Source organism: Phyllobacterium sp. UNC302MFCol5.2 (assembly GCF_000686005.1).
GTDB lineage: Bacteria > Pseudomonadota > Alphaproteobacteria > Rhizobiales > Rhizobiaceae > Phyllobacterium > Phyllobacterium pellucidum.
The window spans coordinates 323,301-342,785 of sequence record NZ_JMLL01000011.1 but is presented as its reverse complement, the minus strand read 5'-3'; the positions used below and the strand labels follow the sequence as shown (position 1 = coordinate 342,785).

Sequence of the window (19,485 nt, the reverse complement as noted above, 5' to 3'; positions counted from 1 at the left end):
TTCTAGGCGGGTGCAGTATTTCGTGATAGGTGCGTGGCGCGGGCGGATCATGATTGCGATTCTCCCCAGCCGTCTTCGTTCTTCCGAAAGTCCTGCAATGATCACCGCCTCTGCGGATCCGGGTCTCGACAAGCCGCCTCGCTTTGAGCTGCGGGTGGCTCTCGCTTATTTCGCCATCTTCGCCTCGAGCGGCCTGCACCTGCCGTATTTTCCCTTGTGGCTCGAATACCGGGCGCTGACACCGACCGAGATTTCGATCGTCCTTTCCATGCCGCTTTTCGTGCGCGTCATCGCCGCGCCGCTTGTTTCAATGCTCGCCGACCGGTCCAACGACCGGGCGCATATCCTGACGACAGCAACCGTCCTTGCGGTCATCGTCGCCGCCTTCTATTTCGTTCCCTTCGGCTTTGCCGGCATATTGATTGTGTCGCTGATGCTGGCGCCGCCATGGACATCGCAAGTGCCGCTCGCCGATACGATTGCGCTCTCCGGCGTGCGCCGTTATGGAGCCGACTTTGCGAAGATGCGGGTTTGGGGCTCGATCTCCTTTCTGCTTGCCTCCTTCGCCGGCGGCGTCTTCATCCAGTATTTCGGCGAGTGGATCATCCCATCGGCTCTGCTGGCCACACTCATTGCCGCATGCGCCATGAGCTTCGTCGTCCCGCGCATCGGCAAGCCGCGCCGGCTCTCGCCGCTTTCGGATGTCGATATTGCCGATGCGGGCAGGGCGCTACGTCGTCCCGCCTTCGTCACCTTTTTGATCGCAACCGGCATTACGCAGGCCAGCCATGCTTATGGCTACAGTTTCTCTGCGATCTACTGGAAGTCGATCGGAATTGGCGAAACGGTGATCGGCGCATTATGGTCGATCTCCGTTGTTGCCGAAGTGATCATGTTCACGATGTTTCGACGCCTTTTCGGAAAGCTTCACCCTGCGCGGGTGCTGATGATCGGCTCGGCCTTTGCCATGTTTCGATGGGCCGCGTTTCCGCTGGTCGCCCCTTCGGGATTGGGTGTGGCGGGTTTCTTTCTCATCCAGAGTCTCCACGCTTTCTCATTCGCGCTCTCATTTCTCGGCATGCAGAAGATGATTGCGCTGACGATCCCCGAGGAACGCGGCGGCACCGCCCAGGGGCTGTCGACATTCTTCATCGGAACCTCGCTGGCCATCGCCACGATGGTTTCGGGGCCGCTCTATGCCAGGACGGAAATTTACGGCTTCTATGTGATGGTTGCGCTGGCCGCCTGCGGTCTTGTGCTTGCGGGCGTGTCTCTGCGGCTGGAACAGAGGCAAAATTAGCCCCAGAGATTACGGCTCGGCGGGAAAACCCGGCTGCCCTCGAACACCAGACCCGGCTCTCGATCCTCCTTGAGAATCAACGGACCGTCCAGATCGACAAAATCCGCGTCCTGGGCGACCAGCATCGCTGGTGCCATTGCGAGCGAGGTTCCGACCATGCAGCCGACCATGACGCCAAATCCAAGCGCGCGGGCGCTTCTTTGCATGTGCAGCGCTTCCGTCAGGCCGCCCGTCTTGTCGAGCTTGATGTTGATGCTGTCATAGCGGCCGATCAGGGCGGGAAGATCGTCGGTGCCGTGCGCGCTTTCATCGGCGCAGATCGGAACCGGGTGCGGTATCCTGGAAAGGATCGCATCCTTTCCAGCGGGCAGCGGTTGCTCGATCAGCACGGCGCCGGCCTTCGCGGCCGCCAGCATGTTTTCAATGATATTGGCGTCGGTCCAGCCCTCGTTGGCGTCGAGGATAATGCGGCTGGCCGGCGCTGCCGCCGCCACCGCCGCAATGCGCGCCGCATCGTTCTCGCCGCCAACTTTGACCTTGATCACGGGCCTGTCGGCGAAATTCCTGGCCGAAGCTGCCATCGCTTCGGCTTCGCCGAACGACACCGTAACCGCCGTGGTCAGTTCCTGGAGAGGAGCGAGACCGGCAAGGGCCACAACGGAGGTTCCGCTGCGCTTCGCTTCGAGGTCCCACAATGCGCAATCGACCGCGTTGCGGGCGGCGCCGGCCTTGAGCAGGGCCGGCAGGTCATCGCGTGTCGCGCCGTTTGTCAGTGCGCCGCGCAGGGCCTCGATCTCGGCGCACACCGATTCGAGGCTCTCGCCATAGCGCGCATAGGGCACGCATTCGCCTCTTCCAATGAATGGGCCATCCGTCAATGTGCAGATGACCACGGCTGCCTCGGTCTTCGATCCACGCGAGATCGTGAAGGTTCCGGCAATGGGCCAGCGTTCAACCGAAATCGAAATTTCCAGCGCCATTGTTTGGGCCCTATCCGAAACTATTGTTCAAGTGACATCGGTCGAGAGACTCGATATGTGTGTGTGATGTTGACCGATAGAGCAAACAATTCAAGTGCTTCTACCGCCGCGCCGCCCCACGTCGAATTCCAGAAGGAAGGCGACGGCGCGACTGTTGCGCTATCGGGTGCGTGGACAACCCGCAATGTCAGGCGTGTTGACGAGCGCATGCGCGAAATCGAGCGCGATACCAGCATTTCCAAGCTTGTGATCGACCTTTCCGGCATTGAACTCCTCGATACGGCAGGAACGTGGCTGATCGAGCGCCTGCGCACGACGCTGCAGGAGGCCGGCAAGGACGTCAAGATCGAGGGTCAATCGGAAAGCTGGGGCGCGCTCTTCGATGCTGTCGGCGAAGTTGCGACCACGCCTGATGATTCGCCGCCGCCCGAGCATGTATCCCTCACGGTACGTTTCTTTGCCGCAATCGGACGCAACGTCTATGCGTTTGGCGACGACTTCGTCAAATCGATGCACATACTCGGCGCTACCGTTCGCGGCGCGCAGATGAAGGGCAGCCGCCGGGGCAGCATTCGCCCTGCGGCGATCGTGCACCAGATCGACAGCATGGGCATTGGGGCCATTCCGGTGGTCGTGCTGATGTCGACGATCATCGGGGCGATCATCGCGCAGCAGGGCGCATTCCAGCTCCGCTATTTCGGCGCGGAGATTTTCGTCGTCGATCTCGTCGGCATCCTGGTTTTGCGCGAGATCGGCGTGCTTTTGACCGCGATCATGATCGCCGGGCGCTCCGGCAGCGCGATCACTGCCGAAATCGGTTCGATGAAAATGCGCGAGGAGACCGACGCGCTGACGGTCATCGGCCTCAATCCTGTCGGCGTGCTGGTATTTCCCCGCTTGGTCGCGCTGGTTATTTCGCTGCCGCTTTTGACCATCATCGCTGATTTTGCCGCGCTTGCCGGCGCCATGACCATTACCTGGGCCTATTCCGGTATTCCGCCTGATGCCTTTATTCAGCGTCTGCGCGATGCCATTGATATTTCGAGCTATCTTGCGGGCTTGATCAAGGCGCCGTTCATGGCCATGATCATCGGCGTCATGGCCTCTGTCGAGGGCATGAAGGTCGGTGGCAGCGCCGAGTCTCTCGGCCAGCGCGTGACCGCATCTGTTGTTAAATCCATTTTCGTCGTGATCGTGGTCGATGGCATTTTTGCCGTATTCTACGCATCGATCAATTTTTAAAGCCGGAGATTTAAGAAGACCCAATGACGCCGACAGCCCAGCAGGAAAACGGCAATACCGAAGAACGAGACATCATCCTGTCGGTCAAGGATGTGAGCGTTTCCTTTGGTCGGTCCAAGGTACTCGATAATCTCTCGCTCGATGTCTATCGCGGCGAAATTCTGGGCTTCGTCGGCGCGTCCGGCACGGGCAAGTCCGTGCTCATGCGCACGATCCTGGGGCTCAACCAGAAGCAATCCGGCACGATCAGCATTTTCGGTCATGACATCGACAGTGCGAATGATCAGGAGAAACTCAGTGTCGACATGCGCATGGGCGTCCTGTTCCAGCATGGCGCGTTGTTCTCGTCCCTGACTGTGCTTGAAAACATCCAGGTGCCGATGCGCGAATATCTCGATATTCCCGAAAGGCTGATGGACGAACTTGCGCGGCTCAAGATCGAGCTCGTCGGGTTGAAGCCCGATACAGCCGAAAAGTTTCCTTCCGAACTCTCCGGCGGCATGATCAAGCGCGCGGCGCTGGCGCGGGCGCTGTCGCTCGACCCCGAGATCGTCTTCCTCGACGAACCGACGTCCGGCCTTGATCCCATCGGCGCTGCCGATTTCGACGAACTCATCGCCAACCTGCGCGATACGATGGGTCTTACCGTCTACATGGTGACCCACGATCTCGACAGCCTGTTCGCGGTGTGCGACCGAATCGCTGTATTGGGAAAGAAGAAGGTTCTTGTCGAAGGAACCATCGAAGACATGTTGGCGTTTGACGATCCGTGGGTTCAGGAATATTTCCGCGGCAAGCGTGCGCGCCAGATCGTCAATGACGGCAAGACAAAGCGCAGATCAGAAGGCGTCCGTGCGGCGGCGGTATCTGAGCAAGGGCAAAAGGGTCAGGTAAGCTAACGCATGGAAACGAAAGCCAACTATGTTCTGGTCGGTGTTTTCACGCTTGTGATCTGCGCCCTTGCGTTCGCGTTCGTATACTGGATTGCGCGCTATGGCGATCGCAGCGAGACAGCGACGCTCGAAATCCGTATTCTCGGCTCGGTTACCGGTCTTTCCGAGGGCAGCCAGGTGCTGTTCAACGGCATCAAGGTCGGTACGGTCAAGAAGCTCTCGATCGACGACAATAATCCCGACGCCGTGATTGCGCAAACGGAAGTCAATGCGACAACGCCAATAACACGGTCCACGCAGGCGACGCTCGGCTTTGCCGGCTTGACCGGCCAGGCCTTCATCGAACTCAAGGGCGGCAAGCTCAACGAGCCGAACCTCCTTGAGGAGGCAGCCAAGGACGAGCAGATTGCGCGCATGGACGCCGACCCCTCCGTGGTCAACAACCTTCTGCAAAAGGCGCAAACCATTCTCGAGCGCGTGGATGGGGCGGTCAGTTCGATCGAAAGCTTCATTACCGAGGTCAAGGGACCGCTGGTCGACACGGTCAACAACACCAAGAAGTTCACCGATGCGCTCGCCAAGAATTCCGAGGTCATCGACAAGTTCAGCCAGAGTGCCGAGGATGTGCAGGCGGTCGTCAAGGAAGCGCGCGAGATGATGGCCAAGCTCAACACCGCTTCGACGCGCGTCGATGGCGTGCTTGCCAAGCTCGACACGCAATTGTCCGATCAGGACGGCAGCGTGGTCCGCGAGGCGCGTGAGACGATGAAGTCCTATCGCGCGGTTGCCGATAATTTGAATGCCCGGCTCGGACCGATCACCGACAATATCAACCGCTTTTCGGGGCAGGGCCTGCGTGACGTTCAGTCGCTCGTCAATGAGAGCCGCCAGTCGGTGCAGCGCATCGAGCGGGCGATCACCGATCTTGAGAAAAATCCGCAGCGGGTCATTTTCGGCGGTAGCGGTAGCGTTCCTGAGTATGACGGACGCACACGCCGTTGACTTTGGTCGATTCGCAAAGCATGAAGGTTAATAGATATTTACAGTTCGTTTTGCTTCGTTGGGGGGCATTGGTGAGTTTCAGGACCGTTCCCGCGTTACTTATTGCCTTGTCCGTTTCTGGCTGCGCCAGCAGCAAGAAACTTGACACGTTCGATCTCTCCAGCCCGTCGCCTGCCGTATCGGCCTCGCGCAAGCAAGGCAGGCAGATTCTCATCGCTGCGCCATCGGCGCTGAAAGCGCTTGATGGCGAAAACGTCGTCGTGCGCTCAGGTCCGCATTCGATTTCCTATTTGAAGGGTGCGCAATGGGCGGACCGACTCCCGAGCATCGTCCAGTCGCGCTTTGTCCAGGCTTTTGAAAGCACGCACCGTCTAGGCGGCGTCGGGCGCCCCGGCGATGGCCTTGCCATCGACTATCAGGTGCTCAGCGAAGTCCGCACCTTCGATATCGATGTCGAGCGCGGCAACAATGCCGTGGTCGAAATCGCCATCAGAATCCTGAACGACAAGAACGGCACTGTGCGCGCATCACGGGTTTTCCGATCGTCCTCGCCCGTCAGCGGACCGGGCAACGATGCCTACATTTCTGCCCTCGACCGCGCCTTTGATAATGTGACGTCCGATGTTGTCTCATGGACGCTGTCGGTCATTTAATTTTTCGAACTTACGAATGCATTTGCCCAGCAGTTGTTTTTAAGTTGGATTGCCGATGTATCGCCAGCAATCGTTTCTGCAAATTGTCAGGCATCTATCCGTAACGCAGATGGTATTTCTGGCGGTTGCGGGATCGACGGCGATAACCTGCTCGTTCTTCGCGGGCCGTACCGCCGGCAAGACCGAAATACACGCCGAAAGCCGCGAACTGATTGCCGGCTTTGAACGGAAGGTTGCCGACCTGCAGCACAGTCTCGATAGCGAGCGGGAGCGGGTGGGGCGGTTTTCCGATGCGAACCGAAGGCTCTCGGGCGACGCCGATGCCTTGCGCGAAAAGCTTGGTTCAGTAGTGCAGAAATTGCACAATAAAGATCGGACGCTCCAATAAAAAACGCGGCCCGAGAGCCGCGTTTTTTCACTTGCACGTTATCCCCACCTTAGCGCAGGCGGTTACTCGCATGCGCCAGCATCGTATAGACCTTGCCGGTATCGGACGTCAGGTAATTCTGCGTTGTGACATTGTCGCGGTCGTTGCGGCTGACATCTTCGAGCAGGCGCTCGAAATCATCCATGTAACGATCAACGGCACGGCGGAACTCGCTGTCGGCCTGATACTTGCGCTTGATCTCGTCAAAGGTCTGCTGGCCCTTCAGCGTATAGAGGCGGCGAGTAAAGACGTTGCGCTCGCCAGCACGGTAACGCTGCCAGAGTTCCACGGACGCTTCGTGGTCGATGGCGCGGGTGATATCGATGGACAACGAGTTCAGCGATTCCACGACCTGGCCGGGGGAACGCGTTTCCGTTGCCTTGGCCTTTGGCTCGGACGGGCCTTCATCGCTCGAAGCGCGGCGAAGGAGATCCGAAACCCAGCCATTGCCGGCAGGGCGGGGAGCAGCAGCGCGCGCGTCGAGGCTGCCGCGCAGAGGCGGTGCGGCAGGGGCAGGCGCCGGCTGGGCCGCGGGTGCCGGAGGCGTGCGCTGCGGCTGCGGGGCGACGGTTGCCGTTGTCCTGCCAGCGGTGGCCGTGCGTGCGGCGCGGCCTTCACCAACATCGGTCAGGCGACCGGACTTCTGAACGATTTCAGAGAGTTCCTTGAGCGCGTTGATCTGCTCGGAAACGGCCTTGCGCATCTGAGCGGTCGATTGCTTGGCCTCTTCTGGCATATCCATGACGCCGCGCTGCAGTTCGGAGCGGGTCTCTTCGAGTTCCGCGCGGATTGCCGCGGAGGAGCGGCGGATTTCGTCCGTTGCAGTCGCAAACTTCTGCGACGCCTGTTCCACCACTTCGGAAATCGAATTGCGGATTTGTTCGGTCGTCTGCGAGGCGCGGCCTTCGGCGCGGTCGAAGGCGGAGGAGACGAGCGTTTCGAACGAACGCATGGTCTTCTCGATGCTTTCCGACTTGGAGATGAGGCCGGCCGCAAGCTTCTGCAATGCGTCCTGGCGCTCGTCGAAGGTCGAGGCGAGGTTTGACTGCGACGCATTGATCAACTCGGAAGCCGAGTTCAGCATCTTGCCATGCTCGTCAAAGCGCTTGGCGATCGAGGCGATGTCGGTGAGCGTCGACTCCGAGAGGTTCGAGAGCTTGCCAAGATTGCCGTCGATAAGGCGTGTCGACGTCTGGAAGGACTCTGCCGCCTTGGTCGCATTCTCGGCAAAGGCCGTGGTCGTGTCGAGCAAGCGGCCATCGATATCGCCCAGGTTCTTGGTGGCCATGTCGATGAGTTCGCCAAGCTTCGCGTTCGAAGCGGAGAGACGGTCGATGAGGTTGCTGACGTCGTCGGTAAGTCCGGCCTTGGCTGCCTGTACCGCCGTGATCGTTTCGGCCGTGCGGCTGGCGATCGCATTGATAAGCGCGGCATTCTCGACGCGCAGGCGTTCCGTTGCTGCAGTTGTCGCCTCGACAAGCTGCGAGGCAAGGGTGCGGCCATTGTCGGCAAGGCTGTCGACCAGCGGTTGAGCCGTATTGTCGAGGATGCCAAGGATCTCCTGCGAACGGGCGGCGAGAACCTCGTTGAGTTCGCGGGTGCTTTCGGCGAGCTTCGACGCGGTCGAATCCGTTGCTGCCGAGAAGCGGGCTTCCAGAGCTTCAAGATTGGCCGCAGCTTCGCGGGCCCGCTCACCCAGACGACGCTCGGTTTCTGCAAGGCTCTCGTTCATGCGCTGGCTGAAGGCCTCGCCATGACCGTCGAGAGCCTCTCCAGCCTTCTGGGCCTCGCCGGTGAGCGATGCAGCGGCGTCGGTGATCTTGTCACGCAGCGTGCGTGCCACGACCGAGGCACTCTGTTCGAGCGACTTGCGAACGTTCTCCACACCCATGGAAAGTGCGTTCTCCATGGTGTTGGTGCGCTCGTCGATGGTTCCGCCGTGCGTTTCGAAGGCCTTGGCGAGAACGTCCGCGCTGTCCTGCAAGACAGCCTGCAGCGCAACCGTGCGGTCACTGATCGTGCTCGCCTTATCGTCCAGGGTCTGGCCGAGCAGCGAATTGCCCTGTTCCATGGCTGCCCGGATTGAGGCGATGCGGTCATCGAGCATGCCTGCATGTGCATTCAACGTATCGCCAATGCGCGAGTCGCTGTCGGCGAGAAGCGCGCGGATCGCTGCCGCCCGCTCTTCAAGCGCGCCGACATGCGAGGCAAGCGTTTCGTTGATCTGGCCGTTGCTGCCATCGAGCACGGAACGGATATCGGCCGTGCGTGCCTCGAGGGCGCCGATATGCGACGAGAGCGTGTTGCCGATTGCGTTGTTGCTGTTGTCCAGCACCGAGCGGATATCGGAGGTACGCGCCTCGAGAGCGCCGATATGCGAGGCAAGCGTACCGCCGATCGCATTGTTGCTGTTGTCGAGGAGCGAGCGGATATCCGATGCACGTTCTTCGAGCGAGGCGATATGCGAGGAGAGGGTGTTGCCGATGGCATTGTTGCTGCCGTCGAGCACCGAACGGATACGGACGGTACGCTCTTCGATATCGCTGGCATGATTGGCAAGCGTATCGCCAATGCGCGAATGCGTGCTGTCCAGCGCGGCCTGGATGTCCGCGGCGCGGGCATCGAGGGACGAGGCGTGGGAGGCAAGCGTGCGGTTGATGCGCTCGTCGCTATGGCTCAGAGCCTGCTCGATACCGGACGTGCGGTCCTCGATCGCGCTCGCATGGGTATTGAGCACATCGCTGATCCGCGCATCGCTGTTGACGAGGGCAGATTCGATACGATTGGTGCGATCGTCGACAGAGTCGATGAAGCCGCCGAGCGTATCGTCGATGCGTGCACCGCTATTGAGCAGGGTGGTCTGGATCTCGGCATTGCGCGCATCGATCGCCTGGGTATGCGCTGCCAGCGTGTCGCCGAGCTTGATATCGCTGCTCGATAGGGCGATCTGGATTTCCCGGTTGCGCTCATCGAGGCTCTTGGCGTGATGGTCGAGGGTCTGCGCGATCTTCGAATGCGTGTCGACGAAGGCAGCGCGCATGCCGGATGTGCGATCGTCGATGATCTTGGCATGGGCGTCGAGCGTCTGGCCGATACGGGAATCGTTGGCGTTGATCGCGGCCTCGATGGTTGAACTGCGCAGGTCGATGGTGCGTGCGTGTTCTTCGAGGGTCTCCCGGATCTTGGCATCCGTATCCGAGAAGGCGGCATGCATGCCAGACGTGCGGTCCTCGATCGCCTTGGCGTGCTGTTCGAGCGTGGCGCCGATACGGGCGTCATTGTCGTCGAGGGCTGCGCGCAGGCCGGAGGTGCGCTCTTCGAGGGAGCCAGCGTGACTGTCGATGATCTGGCCGATGGCGGCGGTGCTCGTTTCGAGGATCGAACGCAGATTGGACGTGTGGTCGCCGATCTGGCCCGCCTGTTCGCGGATGATCGAAGCTGCGCGTTCGGTTTCGCCCGAAAGCGTGGCAGCGAGCGCTTCGCGATTTTCCGCGAGGCGGTCCGCAAAGGCATTTGCATTGGTCGAGAGCAGGCTGCCGACCGATTCCGAAAGGCTCGACAGGTCGTTGCCGATCTTCGCCTTGGTTTCGTCTACGATGCCGTCGATGGAGGCGCGCCCATCCGTGAAGGTCTTGGCGATGTCGCGCGTGCGCTCGATCAATTGTTCGTTGATCTGGCGGGCACGAGCCTCGAGAGCGGAATTGAGGCGTTCGGTGCTCGTATCGAGCGACTGGGCGCGGGTTTCGAACTCAGCCAGCAGCGAGCGGCCGCGTTCGTTGATGGTCGCGTCGAGACCGGCAAGGCGATTGTCGAATTCGCCGACCAGCGTCTGCGTTGCGTCGCCGAGCAGCGACAACATGCTGCTGGTCCGGCCATCAAGGGTGTCCGCGAGCTTGAGGCTTACCGCGTCAGTCTGCTCCGAAAGGGCAGCGATGCGCATTTCCAGAAGATTCGCAAAGGCTTCGCCCGATGTGCTGATCTTGTGCGAGATATCGTCGGAGCGCGAAACGATGGACTCCGTGATCGCCTGGCCACTCTGGGTAAGCCGATCGATAAGGCCTTCGCCGGACTGGCTGATCGACATTGTGAGGTTTGTCGAAGCATTGGCGATGTTGTCGCGCAGCGCATCGCCGGCGAGCGACAACTCTTCCTTGAGCTGTTCGTGCGCGCTCGAAATCGAGGCGCGTACGCGCTCGGCATGGCCGATGACGGATTCGCGTTCGCCGCCGAGACGGTCGACGAGGGTGCGGATGCGATATTCATTGTCCGTATAGACGCGTTCGAGCTGGTTAACCTCGGTCTGGACCAGCGTCTCAAGTTCGACGGCGCGTGCCAAGGTGCGCTCGACGCCTTCGCTCATCGCGGCAACTTCGCGGCGTACAGCCTGACCGAGTGACGCGACGCGATCGGATGAGAGCATTTCCGGCTCTGACAGGCGCATGGCGGCTTCTGCCATCGAGCGCGCTGCATACTGCATTTCCTGTGCGCGGCGCACCATGAGGGCAAAGGCCCAGAACAGCATGATCGGCACGATGATCGCGACGGCAAGGCCGATTGCATATGGAGCAGCGGCAAAGTCGGACAATGAGCGGATCGAGCGCAGCCCTGGGAAGAACGCATTGCCGACGGCGAGCACGCCTGCAGCCCATAATACGCTGACGATTGCGGTTGGCAGCGCATAGGAGCGCGGCATCTGTGCGGCGGGCGTGGAAGCGCGGGCAGCTGTTGCCTTTTGCAACAGGTCGTCGTTTGCCGGCTTGAAAGTCTGCGACGGCACGGCAGGCGCCTTGGGCGGGGCCGGCGGCGCTGCGGGAATGGGGTTCGCGGCCTTGATCTGCGGCTTTGGTGCAGGAAGCGGTGCAACATTTGCGGCAGGGGCAACGGGAGCAGGGGCAGGTTTGGTTTCAGCCACCAGCACAGGTTCGGCATCCGGCGTCAAATTGTGCTTTTCAGCCGCCAATTCCTGCGCCGCCTGCGAAATCTGGGCTTCGAGGTCGCTCAAGGACAAAAGATCATCGTCGATCGGCGACAGATCCATATCCATGCCGAGCGTCGATTCGTCGAAATCGATTTCTAGCGCCTTTTCAAGAGCTTGGCCGAGTTCGTCTTCGGTCTTGGCTGCTTTGCTTCTAGGGGCTGTGGCCATGTTTACCTCACAATATTGGGCGGTTGACCACATGCGAAGTCCCCCGCGCCATACTCATTACGCCGCTACTTTATCGTACTGACACATGGATTGGAAAGAAACAACGGATTCGGCAAATGCTTAAAAGTTTAAACACAAGGTTAACGGGAGCCGGCGTCGCTGAAATTTATGGTGCAGGTGCTCCCGGCGGAGCCAGTCCGCCTCTCTGTGCCCTGCCTTTGTTTCGATAGACTCGAGAAGGCGCAACACGGGTTGATTTATCGTTGCAAGCGTTCGTCCCAATTAAAAACGGCGCGCCCCGTTCTGGCACGAAAATTGCTGACTATGGATACACGGAAAAGAGTCTGCTGCCGGATGCTTTATCGGCAAACTACGTGTTTTGAGTCATTTTTAAGCGCAAACGCCACATATTGGGTGAAACTGGATGATTTATAGAACAAAGCATATTGCACACAGAACATGCATGGCTGGCATGATGATGATATTTTTATCGGCGTGCGATCAAAGTTATACGGAAGGGCGGGTAACGGCGGCGCCAACGGTCGAACCCGCAGCGGTGGCTTCGACATTCGAAACACCGAACGATTTGAAGGAAACGGCGCCTGCAAATCCCAGCCCGACGGAAGGACCTGTTGTAGGAACGGTCACCGTCGTTCCCGGAACGGGGTCGCCTGATCCACAACTGGGCGGCGGCGAGGCGATCCCGCTCACCGGGCCCACCGACACACAAATCGTAATGCCCGCTGCGGAAGAAAAAGTGGTGCGATTCACCGAAATCGCCCCCGACACGGTCGGCGGCGCAACACTTAAACCTTCGCCCGCCCTTGACTACGACCTGGGCAACCTCGTGGCATCGACGGCCGGACAGTACGGCATTTATGAGACCGCTACACCCAGCGACGATGAGGTTTTCATCACTCCTATCAGGGGCCAAATACGCTATCCCCAACCTTTGAAATCAGCCGCAACGGCAGAACGGTTTCCAATTATCATCTTTCTGCACGGGAATCATTGGAACACTGATCCGAGCTATAGAGGGTATGATTATATTGCTCAGGATCTGGCGGCGCATGGCTATGTCGTGGCCTCGATCGACGCCAACGGGATCAATAGCGGCAGCGCGATTGATGGAGACGAGTCCAGCCAGTCGCGGGCGCAACTCATATTGGGCACGCTGGATCGGCTGCGCCAGGTCGATGCATCCGGCCAGGTTAATTCAGACAATGAACCCGGGCCGCTCGACGTACTGAAGGACAAGCTCGATTTCGACCGTATCGGCATCATGGGTCATTCGCGCGGCGGACAGGGCGTCTCCTATGCCATCAAATTCAACCAGACACGGCTCGGGGTGACCGAGGACGATCTGCGCGCGTCATTGAAAGCAAATCCTTATTTCTTCGAGGAGGATTATCCTGACTTGCTTGAGGCGGTCAAACCGGCAATCGAATCCTTCCCGGGGACTTCGAGAAGCCCTGCGGTCGCCGCGGCCCCGGCCAGTATTGACGACGATAAATTCGCGGAAGCCGCCAAGGAATATAATCTCTTCTACGCCGCCGGGCGCGAGACGGTAAAGCCCTATGACTTCAAAGGCGCTTTCATGCTGGCCCCGACTGATACAGATGGAAATTTCGGTATCAACAATGTGCCGCTTGCCGTCCTGCTGCCCGGCTGCGATGGAGATTTGGCCAATCTCAATGGGGCGATTGCCTATGATCACAACCGCTTCGGCCCGATAAGCGATATGGCGCCGCACTACCAGATCATGGTCAAGGGCGCCAACCATAATTACTATAATACGGTATGGGTAGAGGACGATTTCGATAGAAATGCACCACTATATTGCGACGCAGCCAGGCAGGACAGCATCCGCCTGAGCGAGGACAATCAGCGCCGCAGCGGCAATTTCCTCATCAGCTCCTTCATGCGCTACCATGTCGGCGGCGAGCAGAAATTTGCTACCTATTGGAACGCGGCGGCGCGCCTGCCGAATGCCGCCTGTCCCTCCACCGACGGTCCATGCGATGAGAGGGTTGTCCTGAGCGTGCAAAAAGGCGCCGACAAGCGCAAGCTCATTCAGCGCTTCGAGCGCAGTGACAGCATGGCGCGCAACGAATTTGGCGGCAGCTTCAGCTTGAGCGGTTTTGATGAGGCAGCCTTCTGCACGATGGGGCTGGGCAGCACAGGAGTATCGGACTGTAAACCAGGCCGCTTGGAGCATTTTGATTATGGTGACGGGATCCGCCCACAGGGATTCCTTTCAATTGCCGATCATTTCGAGCTTGCCTGGAGCAAGTCCCATGCTTCGATTGCCACGGATCTGAAGGGTCTTTCCGCCAAGTCGTACGATACGCTGACATTCCGTATTGCTGTCGTGCGACCTACAGGACAGGAAGTCAACGTGACGCTGACCGACAAAAGCGGCAAGGCAGCCACCGTTGCAGCAAGCGCTTTTACCGACGCCCTCTATAATGTCCCGCGCAAAATGGAAAAAGGGCTGCCCATGATCGACGATCCCCGCGATGCGCCGTTCGCCGATCGAAAAATGGCTTCGTTGCTCAACATGGTTGCAATCCCGCTCAAGGCGTTCGGCGGCATTGATATGACCGGGCTGAAGGAGTTGAAGCTCAGCTTCCCCAAGGAAAGCGGCAAGGTGGCGGTCACCGATATCGAGTTGCAAAACTTCAGCCGGGAAGCACCGCTCTCAACCGTTGCCCGCAAGTAGCGCATATTACAATCCCGCATCCCGCTTCTGGCATAGTCCGAGGCGGGATGCGCATTTTCAATCGCATATTTTTCAAGAACGCGGAGCGCGGGCAGCCGCATCAAGCCGAAGAACTAGAGCGGCCCAAATTTCAGCAAAACATCAAAATTTACCGAACGTTCACCATAATCCTTAAAACGCCCGGCGATTGCCAAGTTTTAACCTTGAATCAGCGCAATTTGATGAAACTTGTTCGTTCATTCGTAAACGTGTTCTGGAGAGTAGCAATGGCACAACAGGCGGCATCGATGGCATTCGCATTGCCGGGCGGAGAGCAATCGCTCCCTTCGCGCAAACGACCGATCGACCTCGTTCACCTGACCCGCGAGACTTTCGGCGACCGCACGCTCGAAACTGAAATTCTCGGCCTCTTTTCCCGCCAGACCAGCAGCATTGTCGACCGGCTCGCCCATGCGACACCTGACGAGCGTGCGCGGCTTGCAAAGTCGCTCAAGGGTTCGGCCCGCATCATCGGCGCTTTCGGCGTTGCCGACGTGGCTGAAGCCATCGAATATGCGCCGGCCGACCCGAGCAAGCTCAAGGAACTGCGGCCCATCATCGACGACGTGCGCGACTATATCGCTGCCATTACCCGTTGAGGCGTAGCTTCCGACATAACGTTGCCCGGTGCCGCGCGTGCTCGGGCTGCGTCAGGGAGTGCAATTGACTTCCCGCCCCAAATCCCTATGTCAGCGATAAAATTTCCTGCTTGGGGCATGTTATGGCGAAAATCACGTTTGTCACTTTTGATGGCGCACGGTTCGAAACGGACGCAGAAAACGGCTCGACCGTGATGGAGAATGCGATCCGCAACGCGGTGCCGGGCATCGATGCCGAATGCGGCGGCGCCTGTGCCTGCGCCACGTGCCACGTCTACGTCGATGAAGTGTGGACGGGCGTTGCGGGCGAACCGGAGGCCATGGAAGAAGACATGCTCGACTTCGCCTATGACGTGCGTCCCAATTCGCGCCTGTCCTGCCAGATCCGCGTATCCGACGATCTCGACGGTCTCGTGGTGCATGTTCCCGAGCGGCAGGCCTGATATTTTCTCATCGATGGATTAAAATCGCCGATCGGCGCGCCATTTTACGGGTGGGCGAGGATGCACTCACTTGACCTTGGTGAATGCAGTCGCTACGCGCTGTGCAGCCCGTGCGTCCCGTATGCACCAGCCAAGATCCCAATTTCGTCTGCACGGCATACAGACCTTCTGGCATGAGGAATTTTCGATGAGCGAAGTTATCAAAACCGATATTGTCATCATTGGCGCCGGCCCCGTCGGTCTTTTCGCGGTGTTCGAGCTTGGCCTTTATGACCTGAAATGCCACCTCATCGACATTCTCGATCGTCCGGGCGGCCAGTGCGCCGAGCTCTATCCGGAAAAGCCGATCTATGACATCCCGGCTTGGCCTATCATCAGCGGCCATGATCTCACCGAAAAGCTCATGGAGCAGATCAAGCCCTTCTCGCCGCAATTCCATTTCAACCGGATGGTTACGAAGCTGGAGCGTCAGGCCGACGGCGGTTTTCATGTCGAAACCGACGAGGGCGAGGTCTTCGAGGCCAAGGTGGTCGTGATCGCGGCCGGTGGTGGCTCATTCCAGCCCAAGCGCCCGCCAGTTCCCGGCATCGAAGCCTATGAGGGCAAGAGCGTGTTCTATTCGGTGCGCCGGATGGAGGAGTTCCGCGACCAGGATATCCTCATCGTCGGCGGCGGCGACTCCGCGCTCGACTGGGCGCTCAACCTGCAGCCGATTGCACGAAGCCTGACCGTCGTGCATCGCCGCGCGGAATTTCGCGCAGCGCCCGACAGCGTCAAGAAGATGTTCGAACTCGTCGAAAGCGGCAGCGTCCGCTTTGAGCTTGGGCAGGTATCAGGGCTCAAAGGTGAGGACGGGCAACTCAGTCATGCGACGATCAAGGGCAGCGAAGGCGAAATCGATATTCCGGTCACGCGCATGCTGCCGTTCTTCGGACTGACGATGAAACTCGGACCGATTGCCGATTGGGGGCTTAATCTGCATGAGAATCTCATTCCGGTGAATGTAGAGAACTTTGAGACGTCGGAACCAGGCATCTTCGCCATCGGCGATATCAACTGGTATCCGGGCAAGCTGAAGCTCATCCTTTCCGGCTTCCACGAAGCCGCCCTGATGACACAGGCGGCAAAGCACATTGTCAGCCCGGGCGAGCGGATCGTCTTCCAGTACACGACATCATCGACAAGTCTGCAAAAGAAACTCGGCGTCGCCAACTAGGCCCGGTTACGGCGTCTTGCCGAACTCGCGGATCAGGCGGTAGCTTAATAGCCGCCCGAAGCGGTCCTCGAAATTGAGGGCCTCGACCTTGTCGAACTGCACCTGGGCAAGGTCGTGCTGCTTCATAAGTTTCGCGGTCAGCGTGCTGATATCGTTCTTCAATGTTGCGCAGTCGCTGCGCCAGGGTAGCGCTTCGATCTGGCGTTCCATATTGCCTGCCGCGGTGCGGGCAATGGAGATGTGGCTTTCCTCGTGCCGCTTGATATCGGCTGAAAGTGTGTCCCAGATCATCGCAAGATCGGCCGGCGCGGTGCGCCGCTGCGCCCAGCGGGGCAGGTAGACATGCGCGTGGACGATGATCGTCGCATCGACCACACGACAGGTCTTGCCATTGGAGCCGTACTTGATGCGGCTTTCGAAGCGCATCTTGGTCATGCCCGGATGGCGCTGCCCGGTTTTCTGCAGGACCGGCCCGCGGCGGTATAGCTCGCGGTCGAGATCCGCCGCCGTCTTGCCGTTAAGGTTGAAGTATTCATAGCTGCGCAGGACGGTCGCTGCGTTGGCAGGCTGTGCTGCAAGGACGATCGCTGTGGCAAACGCTGCAGCTTTAGCAAAAATACGCATGATCTGTTCCTGTGTTCCGGCCAAGTCTGCCCGATCCAGACCCTATCGTCAAAAACATTGCGGATGAATTGACGCCGTGCGCGTTCTGTTCAAAAACAGGGGAATGTGAAGGGAGTAAGGCAATGGATTGGAATTGGAAGCTCGGGCATGGCCGCACGCTAACGCTTGGGAGCCGCGCGCTGATCATGGGCGTCCTCAACGTTACGCCGGATTCCTTTTCCGATGGCGGCCAGCACTATTCCCTGGACCAGGCGCTTGCCGGAGCCCGGCAGATGATTGCCGAAGGCGCCGATATCATCGATGTCGGCGGCGAATCGACCCGCCCGGGCGCAACGCGAGTAGAACCGCATGTGGAGCAGTCGCGGGTTCTGCCGGTCATCGAGGCCCTCGTGAAGGAAAGCGACATCATCATCTCCGTCGATACCTATCGCGAAGAGACGGCGCGGCTTGCCGTTCGCGCCGGCGCCCATATTGTCAACGATGTGTGGGGGGTCCAGCGGGAGCCTGCCATCGCCGACCTTGCCGCCGAGACGGGCGCGGGTCTCGTCATCATGCATACAGGGCGCGAACGCGAGCGCGATCCGGACGTCATCGTCGACCAGTTCGCGTTTCTCAATCGCTCGCTCGAAATCGCCAAGCTTGCCGGCGTTGCCCGCGAGCAGATCGTCCTTGATCCCGGTTTCGGCTTTGCCAAGGACACCGCGGAAAACATCGCGCTTATGGACCGGTTCGCCGAACTTGCGGCATTCGGCTATCCGTTCCTTGCCGGAACGTCGCGCAAGCGTTTCCTCGGCGCTACGTCCGGCGGCGAGGGGGAGCAGCGCGACGTCGCGACGGCCGCATCTTCGGCTCTGCTTCGCCTTGCCGGCGCCGATATTTTCCGCGTGCACAATGTGGCAATGAATCGTAGCGCCCTCGCGCTTGCCGATGCGATGCTTGCTGCCCGGCGGGAACGCCGATGAAGCAACCCATGCACAAGGCCTGGCTTGGCCTCGGCGGCAATATCGGCGACCCTGTGGCTGCCATGGCGCAGGCACTGCGTGCGCTTGATGGACGCGAGGATACGGATGTCGTCGCCGTCTCGCCGGTTTACAAGACGCCGCCCTGGGGCAAGACCGACCAGGCCTGGTTCCATAATGCCTGCGCCGAGGTTTTGACCGCGCTGGAGCCAGAGGCGCTGCTTGCGACCTGCCTCGACATCGAGAAAGAGATGAAGCGCGAACGCATCGAGCGCTGGGGACCGCGCATCATCGATATTGACGTGCTTGCCTATGCCGGATTCGAGACTTTCGCGAGTCCGACCCTGGTTCTGCCGCATCCGCGCATGACCGAGCGGGCCTTCGTGCTTGTCCCGCTCGCCGAAATTGCACCGGATCTGGTGGTTGACGGCAAGCCCGTGTCGCATTGGCTAGCCCGTTGCGACAAGGCCGGGGTGGAGGAAGCGCTGGGCGATTCCGGCTGGTGGCGCGAAGGAGCTTGAGGCACCACCGTTGATTCCGGGCCACTCCGGCAAACGCGAGGGTGATGCAAGGGAAGGACGCTGCGTACGCGAAAGAGGGCCGAAGGCTCAGTTCTTTGCGATACTTCCGACAGCCACCGAATCGACTCGCTTCAAGGATACCCCGACAACGGGGATAAGCTGGTCTTCAAGGCGAACGGATATCGTCACGTTCATCGTGTTGTCGCTGGTGAATTTTGCCTGCATCACGCCGGTGAGCTGCTTTCGGCTTATCGAAAGGACGACGCGGTCGCCGGCGACATTGCCGCCGGTGATATCGAGGCCTTTGCCGGCGGAGCCGTCAAGGAAGGTGCCCTTGTAGCTATTGCCGGAGCGGATGACCGTCGCCTTCATCGGCTGGTTGAAGATGCCGACGCGGCAGCTGCCGTCGAGCGTCATGCCCGGCTTCTCTGCTGGCGTTGTTCCGTCAAGGGTGCAGGTGAATTTCGTGCCCTTGTATTTACCGGCGACGATCTCGCCCGGTCCGGTCCATTGACCCTCGACCGTGCGGAAGAACTCGGCATCGTTGTCCCTTGCATGCGCCGGCGGCGCGAGAAGCGCGCAGGCGAACAGGGACAGGGCAGCGGCTGTTGCGCTTCTCTTCATCGGCGGGACTCAACACAAATCATTGGAATAGGTACGTGGGGCGATCATGGTCCGGAATGGTTAACGGAAAGTTGCCGTCCACAGAAAACGTGTCG

At 59.6% G+C, this 19,485-nt stretch carries 16 protein-coding genes; 12 read left to right on the top strand and 4 right to left on the bottom strand.

Annotated features, from left to right (window positions below; all coding sequences use genetic code 11):
• Window positions 1-97: 97 nt before the first annotated feature.
• The gene (locus tag BR48_RS0112960; protein ID WP_027231680.1) at window positions 98-1,300 is read left to right on the top strand and encodes an MFS transporter; all 1,203 of its coding nucleotides are present in this window, start codon (window positions 98-100) and stop codon (window positions 1,298-1,300) included.
• On the opposite strand, the gene dgcA is transcribed toward BR48_RS0112960, so the two are convergent.
• Window positions 1,297-2,280: an N-acetyl-D-Glu racemase DgcA gene (gene dgcA / locus BR48_RS0112955; RefSeq protein WP_027231679.1), complete on the bottom strand. Its 984-nt coding sequence runs from the start codon at window positions 2,278-2,280 to the stop codon at window positions 1,297-1,299. The genes BR48_RS0112960 and dgcA overlap by 4 nt on opposite strands.
• 66 nt (window positions 2,281-2,346) lie before the next feature.
• Between dgcA and BR48_RS0112950 the strand changes: the two genes are divergently transcribed.
• The 5 genes from BR48_RS0112950 (at window position 2,347) to BR48_RS0112930 (ending at window position 6,458) form a co-directional block, all read left to right on the top strand.
• On the top strand, window positions 2,347-3,522 hold the full coding sequence (locus BR48_RS0112950) for an ABC transporter permease (protein ID WP_027231678.1): 1,176 nt from the start codon (window positions 2,347-2,349) through the stop codon (window positions 3,520-3,522).
• Window positions 3,523-3,545: 23 nt separating this feature from the next.
• On the top strand, window positions 3,546-4,421 hold the full coding sequence (locus BR48_RS24565; RefSeq protein WP_051614949.1) for an ABC transporter ATP-binding protein: 876 nt from the start codon (window positions 3,546-3,548) through the stop codon (window positions 4,419-4,421).
• Between the two features lie 3 nt (window positions 4,422-4,424).
• A complete protein-coding gene (locus tag BR48_RS0112940; protein WP_027231677.1) occupies window positions 4,425-5,417 on the top strand; it encodes an MlaD family protein in 993 nt (330 codons plus the stop codon).
• Window positions 5,418-5,488: 71 nt separating this feature from the next.
• Window positions 5,489-6,070, top strand: coding sequence for an ABC-type transport auxiliary lipoprotein family protein (locus BR48_RS0112935; RefSeq protein WP_228018108.1), 582 nt, complete (start codon window positions 5,489-5,491; stop codon window positions 6,068-6,070).
• 55 nt (window positions 6,071-6,125) lie between these two features.
• Window positions 6,126-6,458, top strand: coding sequence for a hypothetical protein (locus BR48_RS0112930; RefSeq protein WP_155810877.1), 333 nt, complete (start codon window positions 6,126-6,128; stop codon window positions 6,456-6,458).
• 49 nt (window positions 6,459-6,507) lie between these two features.
• Here BR48_RS0112930 and BR48_RS24560 read toward each other — a convergent pair whose 3' ends face one another.
• Window positions 6,508-11,643 (bottom strand): hypothetical protein, encoded by a 5,136-nt coding sequence (locus tag BR48_RS24560; RefSeq protein WP_036814369.1) that lies wholly within the window; start codon window positions 11,641-11,643, stop codon window positions 6,508-6,510.
• A 472-nt stretch (window positions 11,644-12,115) separates the two neighbouring features.
• Here BR48_RS24560 and BR48_RS24555 point away from each other — a divergent pair, with 472 nt between their 5' ends.
• From BR48_RS24555 to BR48_RS0112905, 4 genes are all read left to right on the top strand, one after another.
• Window positions 12,116-14,365 (top strand): hypothetical protein, encoded by a 2,250-nt coding sequence (locus BR48_RS24555; protein WP_155810876.1) that lies wholly within the window; start codon window positions 12,116-12,118, stop codon window positions 14,363-14,365.
• Window positions 14,366-14,631: 266 nt separating this feature from the next.
• Entirely contained in the window at window positions 14,632-15,003 is a 372-nt protein-coding gene (locus BR48_RS0112915; protein ID WP_027231674.1) for an Hpt domain-containing protein, read from the top strand.
• A 122-nt stretch (window positions 15,004-15,125) separates the two neighbouring features.
• Window positions 15,126-15,446 carry a 2Fe-2S iron-sulfur cluster-binding protein gene (locus tag BR48_RS0112910; RefSeq protein ID WP_027231673.1) on the top strand — a complete coding sequence of 107 codons (321 nt, stop codon included), beginning with the start codon at window positions 15,126-15,128 and terminating at the stop codon, window positions 15,444-15,446.
• A gap of 187 nt (window positions 15,447-15,633) precedes the next feature.
• On the top strand, window positions 15,634-16,662 hold the full coding sequence (locus BR48_RS0112905) for an NAD(P)/FAD-dependent oxidoreductase (RefSeq protein WP_027231672.1): 1,029 nt from the start codon (window positions 15,634-15,636) through the stop codon (window positions 16,660-16,662).
• A 6-nt stretch (window positions 16,663-16,668) separates the two neighbouring features.
• Here BR48_RS0112905 and BR48_RS0112900 read toward each other — a convergent pair whose 3' ends face one another.
• Window positions 16,669-17,286 carry a DUF922 domain-containing protein gene (locus BR48_RS0112900; RefSeq protein WP_027231671.1) on the bottom strand — a complete coding sequence of 206 codons (618 nt, stop codon included), beginning with the start codon at window positions 17,284-17,286 and terminating at the stop codon, window positions 16,669-16,671.
• A 122-nt stretch (window positions 17,287-17,408) separates the two neighbouring features.
• Between BR48_RS0112900 and folP the strand changes: the two genes are divergently transcribed.
• Window positions 17,409-18,248: a dihydropteroate synthase gene (gene folP / locus BR48_RS0112895; protein WP_027231670.1), complete on the top strand. Its 840-nt coding sequence runs from the start codon at window positions 17,409-17,411 to the stop codon at window positions 18,246-18,248.
• Window positions 18,245-18,766, top strand: a complete 522-nt coding sequence (gene folK, locus BR48_RS0112890; protein WP_027231669.1) for a 2-amino-4-hydroxy-6-hydroxymethyldihydropteridine diphosphokinase — start codon at window positions 18,245-18,247, stop codon at window positions 18,764-18,766. The genes folP and folK overlap by 4 nt, the downstream gene beginning before the upstream one ends.
• 87 nt (window positions 18,767-18,853) lie before the next feature.
• Here folK and BR48_RS0112885 read toward each other — a convergent pair whose 3' ends face one another.
• Window positions 18,854-19,390 carry a hypothetical protein gene (locus BR48_RS0112885; RefSeq protein WP_027231668.1) on the bottom strand — a complete coding sequence of 179 codons (537 nt, stop codon included), beginning with the start codon at window positions 19,388-19,390 and terminating at the stop codon, window positions 18,854-18,856.
• Between the last annotated feature and the right edge of the window lie 95 nt (window positions 19,391-19,485).